This is a genomic window from Mycoplasmopsis bovis PG45 (assembly GCF_000183385.1).
In the GTDB taxonomy this organism is placed as follows: Bacteria; Bacillota_I; Bacilli_A; order Mycoplasmatales; family Metamycoplasmataceae; genus Mycoplasmopsis; species Mycoplasmopsis bovis.
On sequence record NC_014760.1, the window covers coordinates 933,667 to 955,890 of the forward strand.

Consider the following 22,224-nt stretch of genomic DNA (forward strand, 5'->3'; position numbering starts at 1 on the left):
AATATTGGCTTGCTATATTTTTGTTGATATAAAAAGAACTATATTACACTTAAGAACTTGTTGGTATTTTTATGCACCTTGTTGTGTGTTAGTTCCTGCACCTTGTTGTGAGTTAGTTCCTGCACCTTGTCCTGGTTTAGTTCCTGCACCTTGTTGTGAGTTAGTTCCTGCACCTTGTTGTGAGTTAGTTCCTGCACCTTGTTGTGTGTTAGTTCCTGCACCTTGTTGTGAGTTAGTTCCTGCACCTTGTTGTGAGTTAGTTCCTGCACCTTGTCCTGGTTTAGTTCCTGCACCTTGTTGTGAGTTAGTTCCTGCACCTTGTTGTGTGTTAGTTCCTGCACCTTGTTGTGTGTTAGTTCCTGCACCTTGTTGTGAGTTAGTTCCTGCACCTTGTCCTGGTTTAGTTCCTGCACCTTGTTGTGAGTTAGTTCCTGCACCTTGTTGTGTGTTAGTTCCTGCACCTTGTTGTGAGTTAGTTCCTGCACCTTGTTGTGAGTTAGTTCCTGCACCTTGTCCTGGTTTAGTTCCTGCACCTTGTCCTGGTTTAGTTCCTGCACCTTGTTGTGAGTTAGCTGGTGTACCTTGATCTGGGTTAGCTGGTGTACCTTGATCTGGGTTAGCTGGTGTACCTTGATCTGGGTTAGCTGGTGTACCTTGATCTGGGTTAGCTGGTGTACCTTGATCTGGGTTAGTTGGTGTACCTTGATCTGGGTTAGTTGGTGTACCTTGTCCTGGGTTAGTTGGTGTACTTTGATCTGGTTTGTCCGCTTCTAGTTTCTTTTCTTCTTTGGTTTCACCACATTTAGCTGCTACAAAGGGAATTGAAGCTAAAGATGCTACTGATCCAAGCAGTAAAAATTTTGATTTTTTCATAAATTTATCCTCTCCTTTTAAGGCTATAAATAGCCTAAAAATGCTTTATAAATCTATCAATAAATATCAAAAGTGGTGAGTTTATATTGAAAATAAAAGCAAGCACAATATTGGCTTGCTATATTCTTGTTGATATAAAAAGAACTGTATTACACTTAATAACCGCTTTATTGAGTTATTTTTTGCCTGATTGAGCTCCTGGACCTTTAGACATTGTGCCTGATTGAGCTCCTGGACCTTTAGACATTGTGCCTGATTGAGCTCCTGGACCTTTAGACATTGTGCCTGATTGAGCTCCTGGACCTTTAGACATTGTGCCTGATTGAGCTCCTGGACCTTTAGACATTGTGCCTGATTGAGCTCCTGGACCTTTAGACATTGTGCCTGATTGAGCTCCTGGACCTTTAGACATTGTGCCTGATTGAGCTCCTGGACCTTTAGACATTGTGCCTGATTGAGCTCCTGGACCTTTGGCCATTGTGCCTGATTCAGCTTCTGAATCTTCGTCTTCTTCGTCTTCTTTTTCTGCTTCGTCACTTTCTTTTTTAAACTCTTCTAGATCTTCTTTATCAAATTTTTCTTCTTCTACCTTATTTTCTTCATCTTCATAATCTTCATTTCCTTTCTCATCATCCTTACCTCAAGGATAATTTTTATCTCAAGTAATACCACGATCACGGTTTACCGAACCTTCATCAGGATTTCTCTCAGGCGTTTTATTTTCCCCAGGTGTTTTGTTTCCCTCAGGTGTTTTGTTTCCCTCAGGTGTTTTGTTTCCCTCAGGTGTTTTATTTTCCCCAGGGTTTTTATCTCCACCTGGATTTTTGTCGGGCTCTGTGTTTTCACCTGGGTTTTTATCTCCTCCAGGGTTTTTATCTCCACCTGGATTTTTGTCGGGCTCTGTGTTTTCACCTGGGTTTTTATCTCCTCCAGGGTTTTTATCTCCACCTGGATTTTTGTCGGGCTCTGTGTTTTCACCTGGGTTTTTATCTCCTCCAGGGTTTTTATCTCCGCCTGGATTTTTGTCGGGCTCTGGTTTCTTTTCTTCTTTGGTTTCACCACATTTAGCTGCTACAAAGGGAATTGAAGCCAATGAAGCTACTGATCCAAGCAGTAAAAACTTTGATTTTTTCATAAATTTATCCTCTCCTTTTAAGGCTATAAATAGCCTAAAAATGCTTTATAAATCTATCAATAAATATCAAAAGTAGTGAGTTTATGCCCCCAAGTCATCATTGTGGCAGAAGCTTGTCAATAAAAAATATAGACCGCTATTTTACGGTCTACGTTTTGTGATGGGTATTAAGCCAACAAGAAATTTATTTACTTTTTACTTCTACTTCAAACTTAAGAACTACTTCACCTTGAAAGTCGTTTGAACTAACATTAACTTCGTTTTTAGTTAAATCTGTTTTAAATTGTAGATCTTTACCTGCTAATGCTGGAACTTTTAATATGATAGTCTCTTTAATTGAAGCTTCAATTTTTGCTTTGTCTTTTTTCTCAGTTTCTTTTGAAACTTGCACTTTTCCTAAATTTTTTCCAGATATTGACTTAAGTGCGTCTTCTAGCTTTTGTTTTTCGCTTGATTTTACTTCTACTTCAAACTTAAGAACTACTTCACCTTGAAAGTCGTTTGAACTAACATTAACTTCGTTTTTAGTTAAATCTGTTTTAAATTGTAGATCTTTACCTGCTAATGCTGGAACTTTTAATATGATAGTCTCTTTAATTGAAGCTTCAATTTTTGCTTTGTCTTTTTTCTCAGTTTCTTTTGAAACTTGCACTTTTCCTAAATTTTTTCCAGATATTGACTTAAGTGCGTCTTCTAGCTTTTGTTTTTCGCTTGATTTTACTTCTACTTCAAACTTAAGAACTACTTCACCTTGAAAGTCGTTTGAACTAACATTAACTTCGTTTTTAGTTAAATCTGTTTTAAATTGTAGATCTTTACCTGCTAATGCTGGAACTTTTAATATGATAGTCTCTTTAATTGAAGCTTCAATTTTTGCTTTGTCTTTTTTCTCAGTTTCTTTTGAAACTTGCACTTTTCCTAAATTTTTTCCAGATATTGACTTAAGTGCGTCTTCTAGCTTTTGTTTTTCGCTTGATTTTACTTCTACTTCAAACTTAAGAACTACTTCACCTTGAAAGTCGTTTGAACTAACATTAACTTCGTTTTTAGTTAAATCTGTTTTAAATTGTAGATCTTTACCTGCTAATGCTGGAACTTTTAATATGATAGTCTCTTTAATTGAAGCTTCAATTTTTGCTTTGTCTTTTTTCTCAGTTTCTTTTGAAACTTGCACTTTTCCTAAATTTTTTCCAGATATTGACTTAAGTGCGTCTTCTAGCTTTTGTTTTGTCACTGTACTCTCACTGTTGTGATTTTTAACCCTAAATGAAACAAGTATTTGACCTTCATATTTTGTACTGTTTTTTTTAGCAAAAACTATAGCTGATGCAGTTTTTATATTTTTAACATCTAATTGAGATTTATCAAGATTAAGTGATCTATTTTTTTCTAATAATGCTCCCAGGATACTTTGTCCATCATTTTTATTAATTTCACCTAATTGTTGGTTACTATTGCTAATAATAGCGGGTAAAGATTTCTTGATAGGTGTATTTTGATTGTTGCCATTTTCAGAATTTGAGCCTGGTGTCATATTGTTTCCAGGGTTCATTTCTTCACCTGGATTTTTGCCGGGCTCTGTGTTTCCGCCTGGATTTTTGCCTGGTTCTGTGTTTCCGCCTGGATTTTTGCCTGGCTCTGTGTTTTCACTTGGATTTTTGCCAGGCTCTGTGTTTCCACCTGGATTTTTGCCAGGCTCTGTGTTTTGGCCTGGATTTTTACCTTCCTCTGGTTTCTTTTCTTCTTTGGTCTCACCACATTTAGCTGCTACGAAGGGAATTGAAGCTAAAGATGCTACTGATCCAAGTAGTAAAAACTTTGATTTTTTCATAAATTTATCCTCTCCTTTTAAGGCTATAAATAGCCTAAAAATGCTTTATAAATCTATCAATAAATATCAAAAGTAGTGAGTTTATATTAAAAATAAAAGCAAGCACAATATTGGCTTGCTATATTTTTGTTGATATAAAAAGAACTATATTACACTTAAGAACTTGTTGGTATTTTTATGCACCTTGTCCTGGTTTAGTTCCTGCACCTTGTTGTGAGTTAGTTCCTGCACCTTGTTGTGAGTTAGTTCCTGCACCTTGTTGTGTGTTAGTTCCTGCACCTTGTTGTGAGTTAGTTCCTGCACCTTGTTGTGTGTTAGTTCCTGCACCTTGTTGTGAGTTAGTTCCTGCACCTTGTTGTGAGTTAGTTCCTGCACCTTGTTGTGTGTTAGTTCCTGCACCTTGTTGTGAGTTAGTTCCTGCACCTTGTTGTGAGTTAGTTCCTGCACCTTGTCCTGGTTTAGTTCCTGCACCTTGTTGTGAGTTAGTTCCTGCACCTTGTTGTGTGTTAGTTCCTGCACCTTGTTGTGTGTTAGTTCCTGCACCTTGTTGTGAGTTAGTTCCTGCACCTTGTCCTGGTTTAGTTCCTGCACCTTGTCCTGGTTTAGTTCCTGCACCTTGTTGTGAGTTAGTTCCTGCACCTTGTTGTGAGTTAGTTCCTGCACCTTGTTGTGAGTTAGTTCCTGCACCTTGTCCTGGTTTAGTTCCTGCACCTTGTCCTGGTTTAGTTCCTGCACCTTGTTGTGAGTTAGCTGGTGTACCTTGATCTGGGTTAGCTGGTGTACCTTGATCTGGGTTAGCTGGTGTACCTTGATCTGGGTTAGCTGGTGTACCTTGATCTGGGTTAGCTGGTGCACTGTCAAAAGAGCCCGGGTCATCATGCGGAATTCTTGGGTTTATATCTGAATCTGATTCTCCCCCAGGTTTTTTATTTTCCTCAGGTTTTTTGTTTTCCTCAGGTGTTTTATTTTCGCCAGGTGTTTTATTTTCCCCAGGTGTTTTATTTTCGCCAGGTGTTTTATTTTCCCCAGGTGTTTTATTTTCGCCAGGTGTTTTATTTTCGCCAGGTGTTTTATTTTCGCCAGGTGTTTTATTTTCGCCAGGTGTTTTATTTTCGCCAGGTGTTTTATTTTCCCCAGGGTTTTTATCTCCACCTGGATTTTTGTCGGGCTCTGGTTTATTTTCTTCTTTGGTCTCACCACATTTAGCTGCTACAAAGGGAATTGAAGCTAATGAAGCCACTGATCCAAGCAGTAAAAATTTTGATTTTTTCATAAATTTATCCTCTCCTTTTAAGGCTATAAATTAGCCTAAAAATGCTTTATAAATCTATCAATAAATATCAAAAGCAGTGAGTTTATATCGAAAATAAAAGCAAGCACAATATTGGCTTGCTATATTTTTGTTGATATAAAAAGAACTATATTACACTTAATAATCGCTTTATTGAGTTAGATCCTGCTTTTTAGCATCTGTACCTTGTCCTTATTTACCTGCTGGACTTTGTCCTGCCTTAGCATCTGTACCTTGTCTTGGTTTAGCTGGTGTACCTAGATCATCTTCCATACCTCAAATATGATTCTTATCTTGAGTAATACCATTTTTAATATTTTCATCTATTAGTTTTTTTTCATCTTCAGATAGTTCTTCATCAGATGGTTCTTTATCTTCTTCAGGTGTTTTATTTTCCTCAGCTTCAGGTTTCTTTTCTCCCTCAGGTTTCTTTTCTCCCTCAGGTTTCTTTTCTCCCTCAGGTTTTTTGTTTTCCCCAGGTGTTTTATTTTCGCCAGGTGTTTTATTTTCCCCAGGTGTTTTATTTTCGCCAGGTGTTTTATTTTCCCCAGGTGTTTTATTTTCGCCAGGTGTTTTATTTTCGCCAGGTGTTTTATTTTCGCCAGGGTTTTTATCTCCACCTGGATTTTTGTCGGGCTCTGGTTTCTTTTCTTCTTTGGTTTCACCACATTTAGCTGCTACAAAGGGAATTGAAGCCAATGAAGCTACTGATCCAAGCAGCAAAAACTTTGATTTTTTCATAAATTTATCCTCTCCTTTTAAGGCTATAAATAGCTTAAAAATGCTTTATAAATCTATCAATAAATATCAAAAGTAGTGAGTTTATGATATCTCATTAAAAAAACAAAAAAGGATTAAAAACAGAATTTATAAGTGTATTAATGTTGCTTTTGTGCTTAAATACTTGTATAATATAAGCACAAATGGAACAAAAAAACTTAAATTCGAAATATTACAATGCAATTTTTAAACTGTTACATAAAAATAACGGTGTTATCACATATAAGCAACTAAAAGAAAACAATATATCTTCTATATATTTAACAAGAATGATAACAAAAGGCGTTCTTATTAGAAGAGCTAAAGGCATTTATATTCTTAGTGATGGACATTACGATGAATATTATTTCTTAAGCAAAAACTATAAATCGTTAATCTTTTCTCATTATAGTGCACTATATTTAAATAATATTATTGACATTTTTCCGCATCAAATTGACGTTACAGTTTACAGTGGCTATAATGCAAAAGGCATTAAGAAGCATGCAAATGTTTACTACTGTGATAGGAATAAACATTCAATTGGACTATCTGAATCAAAAACATTATTTGGAAACAAAGTTAAGGTATATGACTTTGAGAGAACAATTTGTGATTTTGTAAAACTACGCAAGAAAACAGATAGCGAAATCTTTTCTAAGCTTATTAGTGCATATATTAAATATGAAAATAGAGATTGAAAAAAATTGTATGAATACGCCTATGAATTAGGCATACACAAAAAAATATCGGAGATATTTGAACTATTTTATGAATAAAAATAAATTAATAAGTTTGTGTCATAAAACTGCTGATGAAAATAACGCAAATTTCAATGTTGTTTTAATTCAATATTTTATGGAAAGCATTCTACGAAGAATATCTAAAAGTAATGAGAGAGACAATTTTGTGTTCAAGGGCGGTTTTCTTTTATCTAACATTATGGGGTTAGATAAAAGAGCTACAATGGATATTGATTTGGAGCTAATAAAAACTCAAAAGATAAGTGCTTCTAAAATATTAGAAAAATTTAAAAGTATATTAAACGCTGATGACATCGATGGAATTAGATATCACATTCTTAAGTATACTGACATTCGAAAGGAGCATAAATATAGTGGCATTAACATATCAGTCCTATGTCAAATAGAGAATATAAAACAAGTTATTTCTATAGATATTGCATCAGGCGATGTCATTACACCTAAGGAAATTGTTTATGAATACAAAAGTATATTTTCAAATCAGGATTTTTCTATTTTAGCTTATAACATTGAAACTATGCTATCTGAAAAGCTTGAGACAATATTTTCTTTTGGTCACTTAAATACAAGATTTAAAGATTTTTATGATGTTTATGTTATATACACTTTTAAAAAGAAGGACATTGATATTAATAGGCTCAAGGATGCTTGCTATAACACATTCAAAAATAGGAACAGTGAATTTAACATACAACAATTGTTGGAACTAATTACCAATATTGCTTTCAATCCGTTGATGAATGAAAGATGAAAAAAGTACATAAGTCAGATAGCAAATCAGCAGGAAATAGACTTTAAAGCCATTACTAATTCAATAATAGAACTACTAGAACTAATTAAGGTCAATGAATTAACAAATAATGATTAAATTTGACAAACGTAATGTTTGTTATTTTTTCTTCATAAACTCACTACTTTTGATATTTATTGATAGATTTATAAAGCATTTTTAGGCTATTTATAGCCTTAAAAGGAGAGGATAAATTTATGAAAAAATCAAAGTTTTTACTACTTGGATCAGTAGCATCTTTAGCTTCAATTCCCTTTGTAGCAGCTAAATGTGGTGAAACCAAAGAAGAAAAGAAACCTGAAGCTGACAAACCAGCTGACAAACAGCCTGGTGATGATATGAAAAAAGACAATGATAAAAGCAAGTCAGACAAAGACAAAAACGAAAAAGACATGACTGATAAAGATAAAAAAGACCAAGAAAAATCTGAAAAAGATAAAGTCGAAAATACTAAAATTGATGATTCAAAAATAAATAAAAACTTGGGCTCTTTTCCAAAAGGTTTAATAACAAATGCAGTAAGGCAAAAAGATATAAGAGACAAAATTGTTGGTATCTTAAAAACACAAAATTTTAATTTAGATGTTAATTACGAGAAACACGAAGCTAAAGTTACTTTATCTAATGGCCAAGTAATAATTTTTACTTTTAAAGAAGAAAAGAAACCTGAAGCTGACAAACCAGCAGACAAACAGCCTGGTGATGATATAAAAAAAGACAATGATAAAAACAAGTTAGAAAAAGACAAAAACAAAACTGATAAGACTCATACAAATAAAGATAGCAAAGAAAAATCTGAAACTGATAAAACTACAGACGAGCCAGCTAATGGATCATCAAGCAGCACAATTCGGCAAAAAATTGATCGTGAAAAAATAAGAAGACTTAAAGAAATATTTGATAAAACGAATCAAACTAATTAAAGCCACAATCAACAACTAAAAAACAAAATTCAGATAGTGTAACTGAATTTTGTTGCTTGATTGTAAGTTCAAGTGCAACACCAATTAAGGTAAAATTTAATTGTGGAGCACTTGAATTTTTAAACAAAAAAAGTTCCACACTTGGCAGTAGGAAACTTTCATATGAATTATACTAAAAATTATAATCATCTAACATATGATGAACGTGCATTTATTGAAATTCAAATAAAATCTGGGTATTCTATTAGATCTATAGCTAGACAGTTAAACAGAAGTCCATCCACAGTAAGTCGCGAATTAAAACGCAACACTGCTTTTAGCGGTTCATATCAATGTAAAATAGCAGAGCAGAAAGCATTAAATAGGCATTCGCACAAATACTTGTTTAAATTTACGAGTAATTTTGAATATGCTGAATTTGAAAAATTTTTCTTAGAAAAATTCGATAAAAGATTTTACGGAATTGTTGCAACAGCTCGATACATTAAGCAAACTTTTCCAAATATTGCGTCTCCGTCGATAAGGACTATATTTAATTGGATTAAGACAAGAAAATGAAAATTGAAACCTAGAGACAGATTGAGAATTTTTTATAAAAAAGGCGGAAAAAGAACTGCATCAGTTGTCTCAAGATTAATTGGAGATTCTCACTATGTATATCCAATATGGGCAAGACCAAAATATATTGATTTAAGAGAAGAATATGGTCATTGAGAAAGTGACTTAATTATAGGCAAAAGATCGAATGGATATGATAATGTATTAACACTTGTTGAAAGGCAAACCAGAATGGGGTTTGCAGTTAAAATTAAATCAAAATCAGCTTTTTTGGTAATTTCAAAGCTTAAAAAAATAATCCAGGATCATAATTTAATTGTCAAATCTATAACAATTGATAACGGGATAGAATTCGAAAGAATGGGTTTATTAGGAAAATGACTAAATATTAAAATATTTAGAGCTGAACCGTATGCTTCATTTCAAAGGGGAACAAACGAAAATTGAAACGGAATGATTAGAAGAATGTTTCATAAAGGTTTTGATTTTAATTCTATCTCTCAAGTTCAACTGGATGATGTTGTAAATCAAATAAATGAAATGCCACGTAAAATTTTGAATTGGCAAAAACCAATTGAACTATTTAAGTTAGCTAATGACTATGGTGTCGTTTTAAATTAAAACATGTGAATTTAATTGACTGCATTCATAAAAAAATGAATGGTTATTTTTTGCATTTTATTTAGTTATTTTATCCCCCTAACCCCCTTAATTACAAATAAGGGGGTATAACAAAACATTATTTAGGGTTTACGCAGATGTTCCATCTGATTTTTTTAACCCCCTGCCCCTTGATTTCAAACAAGGGGTAGATGTGGCATACGCCACATATTATGCAAAAATGCTATAATAAAAAAGCCAAGCACATATGTTGCACTTGAACTTTCATTTATGGAACAAAATTCAGATAGTGTAACTGAATTTTGTTTTTTAATTTCTTAGGCAACATTAATTTATTTTTTAAGCTCAATAGTTCCTATAAATTTTGAGCTATCACCTTTAGCTGTAATTTCTATTTTTTTGTCAGAACATTGAACCAAAAATCTATTTTCTTTATTTCTTTAAAGTATTTCTGAACGGCTTTTTCTATAACATTGTAGTCTGGACTAATAGAAAATTGCTTGTCTAATTCTTTTAATAATTCTTTCTTTTTATTTTCATCTATTATCCCAATGTTTGTTTTCTCAGTTTTAGAAGATATAGAACCATTCTTACAATAGGACAAAAAAGTAGACATCAACAAATTTGCTGATGTTTTTTTGTTGTGGGTAAAAATGGCTAAGCAGTTAAGTGTTAATGAATGGAAATATTTGTTTGAAAAATACGAAAAACATAGATCGGGAGAACTCACTAAAAAATGTTTTTTGAATGAAATGATGAAAATAAAAAATGTAAAGCACATATTTTGCACTTGAACTTTCATTTATGGGGCGCTTAAGGAACTTGAGCGTCATCTAAATAGATTCATTGATTGATATAATTAATGAGCGAATGATCAAGAAATTTAATTACAAAACTCCACATGAATTGTGAGTGGAGTTTTGTAAAAAATAAAAATTTAAGGTCTATTTTTTGCCTGAGTTAGTTTCTGCACCTTGTTGCGGTGATTTAGGTGCTCCTGTACCTTGTTGTGGTGCTTTAGGTGCTCCTGTACCTTGTTGTGGTGCTTTAGGTGCTCCTGTACCTTGTTGTGGTGCTTTAGGTGCTCCTGTACCTTGTTGTGGTGCTTTAGGTGCTCCTGTACCTTGTTGTGGTGCTTTAGGTGCTCCTGTACCTTGTTGCGGTGATTTAGGTGCTCCTGTACCTTGTTGTGGTGATTTAGGTGCTCCTGTACCTTGATTTTTTGTGCCTGAGTTAGCTGGTGTATCTAGATCATCATCTTCACCTCAAATATGATTCTCATCTTGAGTAAGACCATTATAAAGATTTTTATCTATTAGTTTTTCTTCGTCTTCAGTTAGTGTACCTTCAGTTTCTTCTTCTGGTTCTTCGTCAGATTCTGTTTGATTTTCTCCCCCAGGGTTCATTTCATCACTTGGATTTTCCGCTGATTGTGTTTCAATCTCAAATTTAAGGGTAACTTCACCTTCGAAGCCTTTAGCAGAAACAGTTACGCTTTTCTTGCTTAAATCAGCGTTTAAATTTAATTCCTTGTCTTTTAGTGTTGGAACTTTTGTAACAATAGCTTCTTTGATAGCTGTTTCAATTTTTTCTTTGTTGCTTTTATCTTGTTCAGCAACTTGTACTTTTCCTAAATCATTACCAGTAATAGATTTTAATGTTTCGCTAAGCTTTGGTTTTGCTACTGATTGTGTTTCAATCTCAAATTTAAGAGTAACTTCACCTTCGAAGCCTTTAGCAGAAACAGTTACGCTTTTCTTGCTTAAATCAGCGTTTAAATTTAATTCCTTGTCTTTTAGTGTTGGAACTTTTGTAACAATAGCTTCTTTGATAGCTGTTTCAATTTTTTCTTTGTTGCTTTTATCTTGTTCAGCAACTTGTACTTTTCCTAAATCATTACCAGTAATAGATTTTAATGTTTCGCTAAGCTTTGGTTTGTCAACTTCTGGCTTCTTCTCTTCTTTGGTTTCACCACATTTAGCTGCTATAAAGGGAATTGAAGCTAATGAAGCTACTGATCCAAGCAGCAAAAACTTTGATTTTTTCATAAATTTATCCTCTCCTTTTAAGGCTATAAATAGCCTAAAAATGCTTTATAAATCTATCAATAAATATCAAAAGTGGTGAGTTTATTTTAAAAATAAAAGCAAGCACAATATTGGCTTGCTATATTTTTTGATGTAAAAAGAACTATATTACACTTAAGAACTGCTTAGTTGAGTGTTGTTCCTGATTTAGCTGATGTGCCTTGTCCTGAGTTAGCTCCTGATTTAGCTGATGTACCTTGTCCTGAGTTAGCTCCTGATTTAGCTGATGTGCCTTGTCCTTGTTCAGCATCTGTATCTTCGTCGACTTCGTCTTCTTTTTCTGCTTCGTCACTTTCTTTTTGAAACTCTTCTAACTCTTCTTTATCAAATTTTTCTTCTTCTACCTTATCTTCTTCATCTTCATAATATTCATTTCGTTTCTCATCATCCTTACCTCAAAGATGATTTTCACCTCAACCAATCCCATTGTTTGACGAACCTTCCTCAGGTTTTACCATAGGTGTTTTATTTTCCCCAGGTGTTTTATTTTCGCCAGGTGTTTTATTTTCGCCAGGTGTTTTATTTTCCTCAGGTGTTTTATTTTCCTCAGGTGTTTTATTTTCGCCAGGTGTTTTATTTTCCCCAGGTGTTTTATTTTCGCCAGGTGTTTTATTTTCCCCAGGTGTTTTATTTTCGCCAGGTGTTTTATTTTCCTCAGGTGTTTTGTCTGTTCCAGGGTTTTTATCTCCACCTGGATTTTTGCCTTGATCTGTATTTTCGCCAGGTGTTTTATTTTCCCCAGGATTTTTATCTCCACCTGGTTTTTGGTCACCTTCAGGTTTCTTCTTTTCTTCTTCTTTGGTTTCACCACATTTAGCTGCTACAAAGGGAATTGAAGCCAATGAAGCTACTGATCCAAGCAGCAAAAACTTTGATTTTTTCATAAATTTATCCTCTCCTTTTAAGGCTATAAATAGCTTAAAAATGCTTTATAAATCTATCAATAAATATCAATTTATTATATGAAGTATTAAGAACTAAATAAAAGCTTAATCAAACATATAAATTTAAAATTTATGCCTTTTTGCATTTTAATGGCTATTTATATGTGAGCTTTTACCAGCGCATAAAATATTCATCAATAGATGGTTATATTATATAAAAAAAATTTGAAACTAACTACTTTATATTTTTTTATATAAATATAACATAAGATAGTAGTGTATGCAATATTAATGCTGTTTTTGTGACTAAAAACTGCAAAATCACTTCATCAAACTAACAATTTAAATTTTATTTATGGTGTAATTTTTAAAATTGTTCCCATCGATAATTGTGTTTTACCTAAACAGCATTAATACAAAATCTGAACCTTAATATAACATCAGCAAAATATGAAATTTGTTAAATTAAATATTAATATTTTTCTGACTTAATTATTTGTAATCTAACTACAAAACATTTTTAAATAAAGCGCTTCTTAAATATATTTACTCCTATTATTAATAATAGAAAATAACTATCATATAGCTTGGCGCTTGTCTTAAACTCATCACTTTTGATATTTATTGATAGATTTATAAAGCATTTTTAGGCTATTTATAGCCTTAAAAGGAGAGGATAAATTTATGAAAAAATCAAAATTTTTACTGCTTGGATCAGTAGCATCTTTAGCTTCAATTCCCTTTGTAGCAGCTAAATGTGGTGAAACCAAAGAAGAAAAGAAACTAGAAGCGGACAAACCAGATCAAAGTACACCAGCTAACCCAGATCAAGGTACACCAGCTAACCCAGGACAAGGTACACCAACTAACCCAGATCAAGGTACACCAGCTAACCCAGGACAAGGTACACCAACTAACCCAGGACAAGGTACACCAGCTAACCCAGATCAAGGTACACCAACTAACCCAGGACAAGGTACACCAACTAACCCAGATCAAGGTACACCAACTAACCCAGATCAAGGTACACCAGCTAACCCAGGACAAGGTACACCAGCTAACCCAGATCAAGGTACACCAACTAACCCAGATCAAGGTACACCAGCTAACCCAGGACAAGGTACACCAGCTAACCCAGATCAAGGTACACCAGCTAACCCAGATCAAGGTACACCAACTAACCCAGGACAAGGTACACCAGCTAAACCACATTTTTCACCAGAAGAGGAAAATGCTGAAAAGCTGATAAGGGAAGCGCTGATGAGAAGATCGAAGAAACAACAACAAAATTAAAATCTTAAACTCGAACAAAAAAATTAAAAAGCTTGTGGGATTTATGCACAAGCTTTTGTTTTTTTGTGTTTTTTAAAATATCAATCTAATTCTGCTGTAATGTTTTTAAAGATATCATTGGCTTTTATTTCTACGAAAGCGGTTTATAACACTAGCTTATATTTATTAAGCATTATTTTTCTTAACGACCGGTTTATTTAGCCTGGTGATTTAGGATCTTTATCATCTGCTGGTTTGTCAGCTTTTTTCAGCTTTTTATTACACAGATTTTATTACTCTATTTTGCTCTGCTTCAACTCTATCTTTATGAGCTTTTCAGGCTTGCGTCCTTTGTCTTTTTATTTCTGCAATTTTAGATTCATCAATTTGACTATGAGTTGTAGTTGAACCATCTGAGTTGTTAGGTCCCTTAGGTGTTTCAGGTCCTTTAGGTGTTTCAGGTCCTTTAGGTGTTTCAGGTCCTTTAGGTGTTTCTGGTCCTTTAGGTGTTTCAGGTCCTTTAGGTGTTTCTGGTCCCTTAGGTGTTTCAGGTCCCTTAGGTGTTTCAGGCTTCTTTTCTTCTTCTTTGGTTTCACCACATTTAGCTGCTACAAAGGGAATTGAAGCTAAAGATGCTACTGATCCAAGCAGTAAAAATTTTGATTTTTTCATAAATTTATCCTCTCCTTTTAAGGCTATAAATAGCCTAAAAATGCTTTATAAATCTATCAATAAATATCAAAAGTAGTGAGTTTATGAAACACAAATCAGTTAATATATAGGGCAAATAATGAAAAAGTAATAGCAAAACATAACAAAGTTTAAAATAAGATAATTATTAGGCTCTAATAATTAGAGCATAACATCATTAATTTTTTCTTGTGGATAATTAATTTTCTTATATGGCTAGTCTATCAATATTAGAGCCTGATAAAACAATGAATTCAAGGAGTTAATATGATAGATCCCTTTATTGAATTTTGTGATCGCAAAAATTTAGCTAGAAGTACAGTTGCAGCATATAAAAACATACTTGCAAATATTCTTTCAGTTGAAAAAAATAAACATTTAGCTATTATGAAAATAATAACTGATCAAAAGCTTAAAGCTAATACTCAGAGACTTTATCGACAAGTATATGCTTTGTATTTAAAATTCAGTAACCAAAAGAAAAACTACAAGGACATCTCAATTTTAAAAGTTAAGCCAATGCAATCTGTTTATAGACCTATTCTCACAAAGGCACAAATATATAGAAGAACTAATATTATGCTAAATGATAAGCCTAAGATTATTTTTTATAAACTACTTATCCGTTTTATGTTTGAGACAGGAATTAGAATTGGCGAATTAAAAACTATTAGTGAAGAAGATAAACGAATATATGTAATTGGTAAAGGAAATAAAAACAGACAGATTTTTTATAATGCCGAAACATATGAAAACTTAAAACTGTTCAAAAACAGAATAAAAACAGTGTCCTATATCACTGTTTCGAAGGCAATTAAAGATCTTTTAGGAAATGAATATAGTCCTCACTCACTGCGCAGATCTTTTGCTTCATTTATGTTAAAAAAAGGCGCCTTACCAAAGATGGTTCAAAGACAAATGGGTCACTCTAGTATTGCTACAACATTTACTTATCAACAGCTAGATGAAAATGAAAATTATAGAATTTACAAAAAAATAATGCTTAATAGTAAATAATTAGTTATCAACTAGCACATATATGTAATTTGTTTATATTACCAAAATTGACTAAACAACATCTTTAAAATGTACCGATATTAGTAATCCAAAACTGCTTACATACTATACAAATTTATTTTGCTATCTCAAAATTTGTTTTATAATTTTTTTGTTATGCGTCGTTAGCTCAGTTGGTAGAGCAGCTGGCTCTTAACCAGCGGGTCACAGGTTCGAGCCCTGTACGACGTACCATATCTTGAAATTTATAGAACCAGAGGCAATTAGTTAGCAAGCTAATTGCTTTTATTTTTCTAAAAATTATTTTTTGGTATTATAGATTTAATATTATTGCTTTATCATTAGCAATAATTTCTATTACTTCAAATACTAATTATATTTTACATAATGGAGGCTATATGACACCCACACGTATAATACCAATAGGTGGAGTGCAAGAAATAGGTAAATCTACTTTAATTATTGAGCATAACAAACATATTGTAATTATTGATGCTGGTATTAAGTTTGCTGATACTGCCACAACAGGAATAAAAGGCATTATCCCAGATTATAAGTACCTAAAAGAAAGAAAGGATAACATTGAAGGTCTTTTCATAACCCACGGTCACGAAGATCATATTGGCGGTGTGGTTTATTTAGTTAAGCAAGTTCATTTAAAAAGAATTTATGCTCCTAAAATAGCTATTCAATACCTAAAACTTAAATTTGACGAACACAAAATAACTCACAAAGTAGAATTCATCGAAATTGAGAAATCGGCTGTGCATGAGTTTGGTAATGGCAAAATTAAAGTTGACTTTTGAACAGCACAACACTCAATTCCAGATGCTTTTGGTATTAGAGTAACTACGCCTAATGGCTCAGTTATGTGTACTGGTGACTTTAGATTTGACTATAACCCTATAGGTGAAATATATACAGATTTCACTAAGCTTGATGCAATAGGTAAAGAGGGGTTAACTGTTTTATTATCAGACTCTACTAATGCTATGCGTCCATCGCACTCACCTAGTGAAAACGACATCCTAATAGGCATAGAACGTCATATGCGTTCAGCAACAAGGAAAATAATAGTTACTGCTTTTGCATCTAACCTAACTAGGGTTAAAGCTATTATTGACTTAGCTGTTAAATTAAAGAAAAAAGTTGCTTGTTTTGGCCGTTCAATGGTTCAAGGTATAAAAATTGGTCGTAAATTAGGAAACATAAAAGCTCCTTCAAGCATTTTTGTTGAAAAAAGAGATATTGCAAAAGTGCCTGAAAACCAATTAGTAGTGTTAACAACAGGAAGCCAAGGCGAACAATTAGCCGCTTTGTCTAGAATGAGCTATGGAAAACATGCTAATATAAAAGTTGAAAAAGGTGATATGGTTATTTTTTCATCAAACCCAATTCCTGGCAACAGAATGGTTGTTGAATTGCTTATTAACCGTTTATCTAAACTAGGAGCAATTATTAAGGAAAATGGACCTGATGGCTATCTACATACTTCAGGACATGCTTATAAGCATGAACATGATAAGATTTTCCAATTAACTAGGCCTAAATTCTTTATTCCCTACCATGGCGAATATAGAATGTGTGTAGCTCATGGCGAAAGTGCTATAAGAAACGGCGTTGATAAAAAGAATGTTTTCATACCTGAAATTGGTCAGGTATTCAATATGGTAGATAACCAAATTATTCCAACAAATGAAAAAATTGAATATGGCCCGATCTATATTGATGGAACAACTACTCTAAGCATATCAGGCAGCACAATTAAAGAAAGAAGCGAGCTGTCAAATAGCGGTTTTGTTAACATTATAATGACTATTGATAAAGAAAAAAATGAAATAGTCGGTCGGCCACATTTAATTAGTCGTGGAAGTTTTTATGTTAAAACTTCTTTAGCCTTAGTTGAAGAAGCCAAAAGAATTGCTCATGGTGCTGTGCTTTATCGCATAAAAAACAATGCAAATTGAAACATCGTTGAGCTTAAACAATTGATTATAGATAGACTAGAAGCCCTGTTTTATAAGGAAAAACGTCGTAGACCAATAATTATTCCTACGTTCTTGTTCGTTAAAGAAGAAAATGACCCACTTTTTGATAAAGTAACCATTAAGTTTGAAAACAAAAATATAGACTCTAAGAAAAGAGAAGCAAACCAAAAGGTTCTTAAAGAGCTTCAAGAAGAAATATTTGGTTCTTCTATTGAATTTTCTGAAGACTTTAGAGATGAAGTAGATGACGAATAATTTAAATTCAAAAAATGGCATCCATATTCACTGGATGCTTTTTTAAGAAAATTTATTCCCTTTTTTCCAACCTAGCACACTTACATAGTTAAAAATATATAATTTTAATCATTACTATTACTTTTAAGGACATAAATGATTAAAAGAGTAACTAAATTATTATCTTCACAACTTGTAATTTTGCCTATGGTTCTTCCGTTGTTATCTTCTAAATGTGATAAACAAACTAATAACAATGATAGCAACTCTTCAGAAATAACAGACACTTCATCTAACTACTTTGACGAAAGAGCCAATCTAGCATCGCCTGCAACATTACCTAGAGAAATATTGGGTTTATATCCCTCATTAATAGGAAGTACAATTCTTAATAATCTTAAATTAGAAGCAAATAGAAAACAAAATCCTAACTCAGATTACGCAACTAATGCAGACAACTCTGGCTTTGGATTATTATTCAAAAAAGAGAAAAATCTTTTTATTGATGAAATGCCGTCACTTCATAAAGAATTAGAGAAAATATTCTTTAATTTTAATCCTAAATATACTTCAAAATATGAAGCTAAAATAGTGGCTGCTGGCTTTAACGATCTTGAAGGCGAATTAACTCTTGGCATTCAAATTTTATATAGACCTGATACAGCTATTGAAAATACTAACAACAATACCTATTTTCAAAGTTTTAAATTTACTGGCTTTAGAAAATTTGACTTAACAAACAGCGATAATAATGTTTTAAAACTAAAATTTGACAATCAAAATTTAGCCAACATATCTAAAAAATGAAGAAAACATATGATTCATTATGCTAGACACACTTTAAAAAAAGCTATGACTGAAAATACTTCACTTGCAAGCATAAATAATCCAAATAAGCTACGTTTTGTCAGGTATTTGTTTACACCGCATTTTTTACTAAGTGAAATACCTTTGAATATTAAAGATGATACAAACATTTATAACATTAAAGATAATAATTTGACTCTTTTTGATGTATTTTCTCGTGACCACAAAGCTATAGTTTATCCGTTTTACGGCTCGCTTACTAGTTTTGATGATATTTTCGATATACCAAATAATGATTCTGTTAAGTTTGACATATACAAAAATTCTGAAAATAAAGAAATCTTAAAAATTACTATTAACCTTACTATAGTGCCAGGGGTTCAAAATATATACACAAATATTGAAAGAAGCACTAAAGACAAGAAGAAGGTGACATTTAGTTTTCAAGTCGAAGCTCCTTTTGATGAATTATTGCCTGATAATAATCCTGTTGATAATTAATTTTTTTATATCACTTATATTTAATAATAAAAATAGCTGTTTTATAGACCTAAGGGCAGAATAGCAGACATTGTCTGCATTTTTTGCTTATCAATGATTTTTAATTTACTGTTTTTCACTTTAAGAAAAACAATGCTTCTTTATACTATCTCAACACAATTAATAATTTATGATTTATATGGAGACAATATGGCAGAACAGAACAAACCTAAAATCATAAATGAATCTAAATTTGTTAAGTCTTACTTTAATCAAGACTATTTTTTATGACACACCGCTCAAGAATTTGAAAACAAGTATATTGCAGAAATGATGGAGCAAAATGTTAATGATGATTTTTCAATAGATGATGAATATGATGAATCCGACATTGGCCATTCGATTTGAACAAGACTCATAAATGAAAACTTAGATACAAGCATTCAAACAGTTAATGCTCAATCTAGTATTTTTTCTAACATTCAAAATCAGCTAAATTTATGAGCAACTGGTCAGTTATTTAAAGGCTTAAGGTACAAAATAGTTTCAGATAAGGGTGATATTAAATCAAAAATAAATGAAACCAATAAGTTTTTAAATGATCCCACATGCGATGTGATAATAAATGGATATTTTGGCTATGAAACTGATGAATTTGTCATTTATTCTAATCCTTTTGCTTTCAATAAAATAAATAAAGGACTGTATCTTGTTAAATTATCAACGCATGTGAAAATTGACTCACTTTTATCGCTTAAATTTTCTTATGAGATTTTAAAAAAGCAAAATATAAACCTTGATAATGCATATGTAATTATTGTAGATTCACAAATGCCACAAACTAAAGGAATATGTAAATTTATCTGCACTGAGCTATGCCATATGTCAAAGAACAAATATGCAATTGAAAAAGAGTCATGAAATACTATAAATCAGACATTGAGGCACACAAATAATCCCTATTTTCTAGACCGTAAACCTTTTGTGAATTATATAAATCAAGGCTGGGCATTAGTTAAAAATGAACTTCCTTTTAATGACTTAAATAGCAAACTTCCAACAACATTTAATTACATAAAGTGTCTAAAAAATAATTATGGTTTAAAATCAATTAAAAATGCCGATAAGAGAAACAGTTTTTTTAAATTTGATGTTGATAACCCTTTTGACCCTGACCTTTATTTAGGCAACTTTGATCTTATAATTAACAGAATTATTAATGCATATAAGGTCAATAAACCTGATTTAAGTTTTTTTGATAAAAATATTGATGACAATACAGCCTTAAATATGGATTACAATAATTTTGGTAAGAATGACCTGTTGACAAAGAATTATTTGCTCGCTTCATTGGGCAAAAATAACCTTTTTAATAGGCAAATTTTCACTGACTTAAAATTAAATTTAATTGTTAATAATAATGCTGACAAATCATTCAATAATGCGAAAAATAGCTTTATAGAAAAAGTAGAACAGGTCTATAAAACAGGCGATTTCATTAAATCACTAGTTATTGAAAAATATTTAAGTGAGCTACACATTAAAGATCAAAAAATAGTTTGATATGACTATGAGTCATTTATGAGCCTACTGCCTGTAATTGATGATTTTTCTCCGTATTCACAAATAGTTAATCAAGTGTCAATCATTGATACTATTAATGGTCAAATTATTCCTAGTACTCAAGCGGATATAGTGTACGATCCTAAGAACATATCAATCTTTGATTTAATATCTATACTAAAGAACTTGTATGATAGACAAGGCGATAAATATGTAGTTTATAACAAGAGTTTTGAAAACACGCGCAATATGGAAATAGCTTCCTGAGCTCAAAGTCACAGCTCAGATGAAATATTTGCAGAGGAACTATATAATAAATTAGCAATTAAGCCTGATGATGTTATGAATTTTGCTAACTACATTAACAACAGAACTATAGATTTATATGAACTATTCTCAAGACCAAGTAAAAAAATGAATTTTGATGATGGAAAAATCTATCAAAATATACATATTGCAGTTGATGAAACTAAACTTAATAGTAAAGTTATTAGCAAGCATAGTCCAAGTGTGAAGTTTAGTCAAAAGGACTATATTATAGAACCAAAAATAGATAAAAAGTCTTTTACCTTCACAATCAATGATGTCGATAATCAGCTTCCTGATGAATTAACAAATCTAACTTACTCACAAGAATCTGGAATGGCTTCAATTCTTAATTTAAACATATTCTTAAAAGACCTTAAAGGAATGGGCTCTATCAAAAAGGTTGAGCATCTAATAACTTCTAAAAAAATATCACTAGAGCATATGATAACACCTTACCCAGACCTAAAGAAAGTACATAATGGCTCTGAAGCAATGGAAATTGCAATTAAAAGATACGCTAATTTAATTGATGGCTATATTTGGGAAGATAACTTGTCAAATTTAAAAAAGTATTGTCATAATGACGTTCTAGCAATGATAATGACTTTTAACTTTGTAGAAAAAATGGTCTCAGACATTTTTCCTGAATTAAACAGCTTAAAATACACATTTGATAGTGACCATCAGTACCTATTAAACAGGTATAAATGAAAAATTGATGTTATTAACTATAAAGAAAAAGCAACTGTAAATTAGCTGCTTTTTTGAGTAAATTAAATTATTTCATCAATTGTTCAAGGATCAATAACTTTTAATTTTGGTTCATCTTTTATTCTAAGACTAGGATATAGTCGATCAAATATTTTAGCTTCTGGTGTTTCTTCAGTTTTACTCTTTTTTAATGTGGCTTTTTCTTTAGTAATTGAACCAGTGTATCATGTCTCAAAAATACTGTCGTTTGATGAATCTCTAACAGCTAATTTTGGCTTTGGTGCTTCCGTTTTACTTGCTTCGGCTATTTTTGTTGATTCTGTAGTTGATGAAGATAATGACTTGTTTTTTGTTTTATTTTCTTCCTTCATAATTTCTTTTTTAGATGCTTCTTTTTCCTTTTTATCTTCTTGTGCTTTTATATTAGTTTCATTAACACATGATGCTGCAACTACTGGAGTAGCAAGTAATGTTGCGCCAGATACCCGTAGCATAAATTTTTTCTTCATAATATTCTTTCTGTATTGAAGTATAAAATTCTGAACTTTCATAAGTTCACAAGTACAATGCTTAAAATGTACCTTAGCATAAATTGATAGACAATATTTCGCCAACAAAAAGTGATAATTATCATAAT

General features: G+C 32.2%; 20 protein-coding genes, 1 tRNA gene and 1 pseudogene. 11 read left to right on the forward strand and 11 right to left on the reverse strand.

The window, feature by feature from the left end:
• Positions 1 to 69 precede the first annotated feature (69 nt).
• The 5 genes and pseudogenes from MBOVPG45_RS04895 to MBOVPG45_RS04915 form a co-directional block, all read right to left on the reverse strand.
• Positions 70 to 873: a variable surface lipoprotein gene (locus tag MBOVPG45_RS04895; RefSeq protein WP_013455909.1), complete on the reverse strand. Its 804-nt coding sequence runs from the start codon at positions 871 to 873 to the stop codon at positions 70 to 72.
• 175 nt (positions 874 to 1,048) lie between these two features.
• Positions 1,049 to 2,008 carry a variable surface lipoprotein gene (locus MBOVPG45_RS04900; RefSeq protein WP_013456348.1) on the reverse strand — a complete coding sequence of 320 codons (960 nt, stop codon included), beginning with the start codon at positions 2,006 to 2,008 and terminating at the stop codon, positions 1,049 to 1,051.
• A 184-nt stretch (positions 2,009 to 2,192) separates the two neighbouring features.
• A complete protein-coding gene (locus MBOVPG45_RS04905) occupies positions 2,193 to 3,839 on the reverse strand; it encodes a variable surface lipoprotein (protein ID WP_013456436.1) in 1,647 nt (548 codons plus the stop codon).
• A gap of 829 nt (positions 3,840 to 4,668) precedes the next feature.
• Positions 4,669 to 5,112: pseudogene (locus tag MBOVPG45_RS05060) on the reverse strand (variable surface lipoprotein); the annotation flags it as partial.
• Between the two features lie 210 nt (positions 5,113 to 5,322).
• Positions 5,323 to 5,871, reverse strand: coding sequence for a variable surface lipoprotein (locus MBOVPG45_RS04915; protein WP_013456152.1), 549 nt, complete (start codon positions 5,869 to 5,871; stop codon positions 5,323 to 5,325).
• A 182-nt stretch (positions 5,872 to 6,053) separates the two neighbouring features.
• Here MBOVPG45_RS04915 and MBOVPG45_RS04050 point away from each other — a divergent pair, with 182 nt between their 5' ends.
• From MBOVPG45_RS04050 to MBOVPG45_RS04920, 3 genes are all read left to right on the forward strand, one after another.
• A complete protein-coding gene (locus tag MBOVPG45_RS04050; protein WP_013456322.1) occupies positions 6,054 to 6,668 on the forward strand; it encodes a type IV toxin-antitoxin system AbiEi family antitoxin domain-containing protein in 615 nt (204 codons plus the stop codon).
• The gene (locus MBOVPG45_RS04055) at positions 6,661 to 7,521 is read left to right on the forward strand and encodes a nucleotidyl transferase AbiEii/AbiGii toxin family protein (protein ID WP_041309184.1); all 861 of its coding nucleotides are present in this window, start codon (positions 6,661 to 6,663) and stop codon (positions 7,519 to 7,521) included. Before MBOVPG45_RS04050 ends, MBOVPG45_RS04055 begins: the two co-directional genes overlap by 8 nt.
• Before the next feature lie 119 nt (positions 7,522 to 7,640).
• Positions 7,641 to 8,366 (forward strand): variable surface lipoprotein, encoded by a 726-nt coding sequence (locus tag MBOVPG45_RS04920; RefSeq protein ID WP_013456472.1) that lies wholly within the window; start codon positions 7,641 to 7,643, stop codon positions 8,364 to 8,366.
• Here MBOVPG45_RS04920 and MBOVPG45_RS04925 read toward each other — a convergent pair.
• Positions 8,359 to 8,493, reverse strand: coding sequence for a hypothetical protein (locus MBOVPG45_RS04925; protein WP_255762779.1), 135 nt, complete (start codon positions 8,491 to 8,493; stop codon positions 8,359 to 8,361). The two genes, MBOVPG45_RS04920 and MBOVPG45_RS04925, sit on opposite strands and share 8 nt — an antisense overlap.
• A gap of 35 nt (positions 8,494 to 8,528) precedes the next feature.
• Here MBOVPG45_RS04925 and MBOVPG45_RS04065 point away from each other — a divergent pair, with 35 nt between their 5' ends.
• Positions 8,529 to 9,545, forward strand: a complete 1,017-nt coding sequence (locus tag MBOVPG45_RS04065) for an IS30 family transposase (protein ID WP_013455927.1) — start codon at positions 8,529 to 8,531, stop codon at positions 9,543 to 9,545.
• A gap of 391 nt (positions 9,546 to 9,936) precedes the next feature.
• Here the strand turns inward: MBOVPG45_RS04065 and MBOVPG45_RS04070 are convergent, their stop codons facing one another.
• On the reverse strand, positions 9,937 to 10,161 hold the full coding sequence (locus MBOVPG45_RS04070) for a hypothetical protein (protein ID WP_041309186.1): 225 nt from the start codon (positions 10,159 to 10,161) through the stop codon (positions 9,937 to 9,939).
• 37 nt (positions 10,162 to 10,198) lie between these two features.
• On the opposite strand from MBOVPG45_RS04070, the gene MBOVPG45_RS04930 reads away from it, so the two are divergent.
• A complete protein-coding gene (locus MBOVPG45_RS04930) occupies positions 10,199 to 10,408 on the forward strand; it encodes a hypothetical protein (RefSeq protein WP_041309187.1) in 210 nt (69 codons plus the stop codon).
• Positions 10,409 to 10,489: 81 nt separating this feature from the next.
• Here MBOVPG45_RS04930 and MBOVPG45_RS04935 read toward each other — a convergent pair whose 3' ends face one another.
• Both MBOVPG45_RS04935 and MBOVPG45_RS04085 read right to left on the reverse strand, forming a co-directional pair.
• On the reverse strand, positions 10,490 to 11,593 hold the full coding sequence (locus MBOVPG45_RS04935; protein WP_013456148.1) for a variable surface lipoprotein: 1,104 nt from the start codon (positions 11,591 to 11,593) through the stop codon (positions 10,490 to 10,492).
• 164 nt (positions 11,594 to 11,757) lie between these two features.
• Positions 11,758 to 12,516 (reverse strand): variable surface lipoprotein, encoded by a 759-nt coding sequence (locus MBOVPG45_RS04085; RefSeq protein ID WP_013456109.1) that lies wholly within the window; start codon positions 12,514 to 12,516, stop codon positions 11,758 to 11,760.
• Positions 12,517 to 13,200: 684 nt separating this feature from the next.
• Between MBOVPG45_RS04085 and MBOVPG45_RS04955 the strand changes: the two genes are divergently transcribed.
• The gene (locus MBOVPG45_RS04955) at positions 13,201 to 13,809 is read left to right on the forward strand and encodes a variable surface lipoprotein (RefSeq protein ID WP_013456538.1); all 609 of its coding nucleotides are present in this window, start codon (positions 13,201 to 13,203) and stop codon (positions 13,807 to 13,809) included.
• A gap of 258 nt (positions 13,810 to 14,067) precedes the next feature.
• On the opposite strand, the gene MBOVPG45_RS05065 is transcribed toward MBOVPG45_RS04955, so the two are convergent.
• Entirely contained in the window at positions 14,068 to 14,460 is a 393-nt protein-coding gene (locus MBOVPG45_RS05065; RefSeq protein WP_013456631.1) for a variable surface lipoprotein, read from the reverse strand.
• A 285-nt stretch (positions 14,461 to 14,745) separates the two neighbouring features.
• Between MBOVPG45_RS05065 and MBOVPG45_RS04100 the strand changes: the two genes are divergently transcribed.
• The 5 genes from MBOVPG45_RS04100 (at position 14,746) to MBOVPG45_RS04120 (ending at position 21,632) form a co-directional block, all read left to right on the forward strand.
• Positions 14,746 to 15,495: a tyrosine-type recombinase/integrase gene (locus MBOVPG45_RS04100; RefSeq protein ID WP_013456123.1), complete on the forward strand. Its 750-nt coding sequence runs from the start codon at positions 14,746 to 14,748 to the stop codon at positions 15,493 to 15,495.
• A 158-nt stretch (positions 15,496 to 15,653) separates the two neighbouring features.
• Positions 15,654 to 15,729 (forward strand) — tRNA-Lys (locus MBOVPG45_RS04105).
• Between the two features lie 164 nt (positions 15,730 to 15,893).
• The gene (locus MBOVPG45_RS04110; protein WP_013456272.1) at positions 15,894 to 17,738 is read left to right on the forward strand and encodes a ribonuclease J; all 1,845 of its coding nucleotides are present in this window, start codon (positions 15,894 to 15,896) and stop codon (positions 17,736 to 17,738) included.
• Positions 17,739 to 17,873: 135 nt separating this feature from the next.
• The gene (locus MBOVPG45_RS04115) at positions 17,874 to 19,025 is read left to right on the forward strand and encodes an LppA-related lipoprotein (RefSeq protein WP_013456381.1); all 1,152 of its coding nucleotides are present in this window, start codon (positions 17,874 to 17,876) and stop codon (positions 19,023 to 19,025) included.
• Positions 19,026 to 19,214: 189 nt separating this feature from the next.
• Positions 19,215 to 21,632, forward strand: a complete 2,418-nt coding sequence (locus tag MBOVPG45_RS04120; protein WP_013456444.1) for a UU173 family protein — start codon at positions 19,215 to 19,217, stop codon at positions 21,630 to 21,632.
• A gap of 17 nt (positions 21,633 to 21,649) precedes the next feature.
• On the opposite strand, the gene MBOVPG45_RS04125 is transcribed toward MBOVPG45_RS04120, so the two are convergent.
• Entirely contained in the window at positions 21,650 to 22,096 is a 447-nt protein-coding gene (locus MBOVPG45_RS04125; RefSeq protein ID WP_013456561.1) for a hypothetical protein, read from the reverse strand.
• Positions 22,097 to 22,224 lie beyond the last annotated feature (128 nt).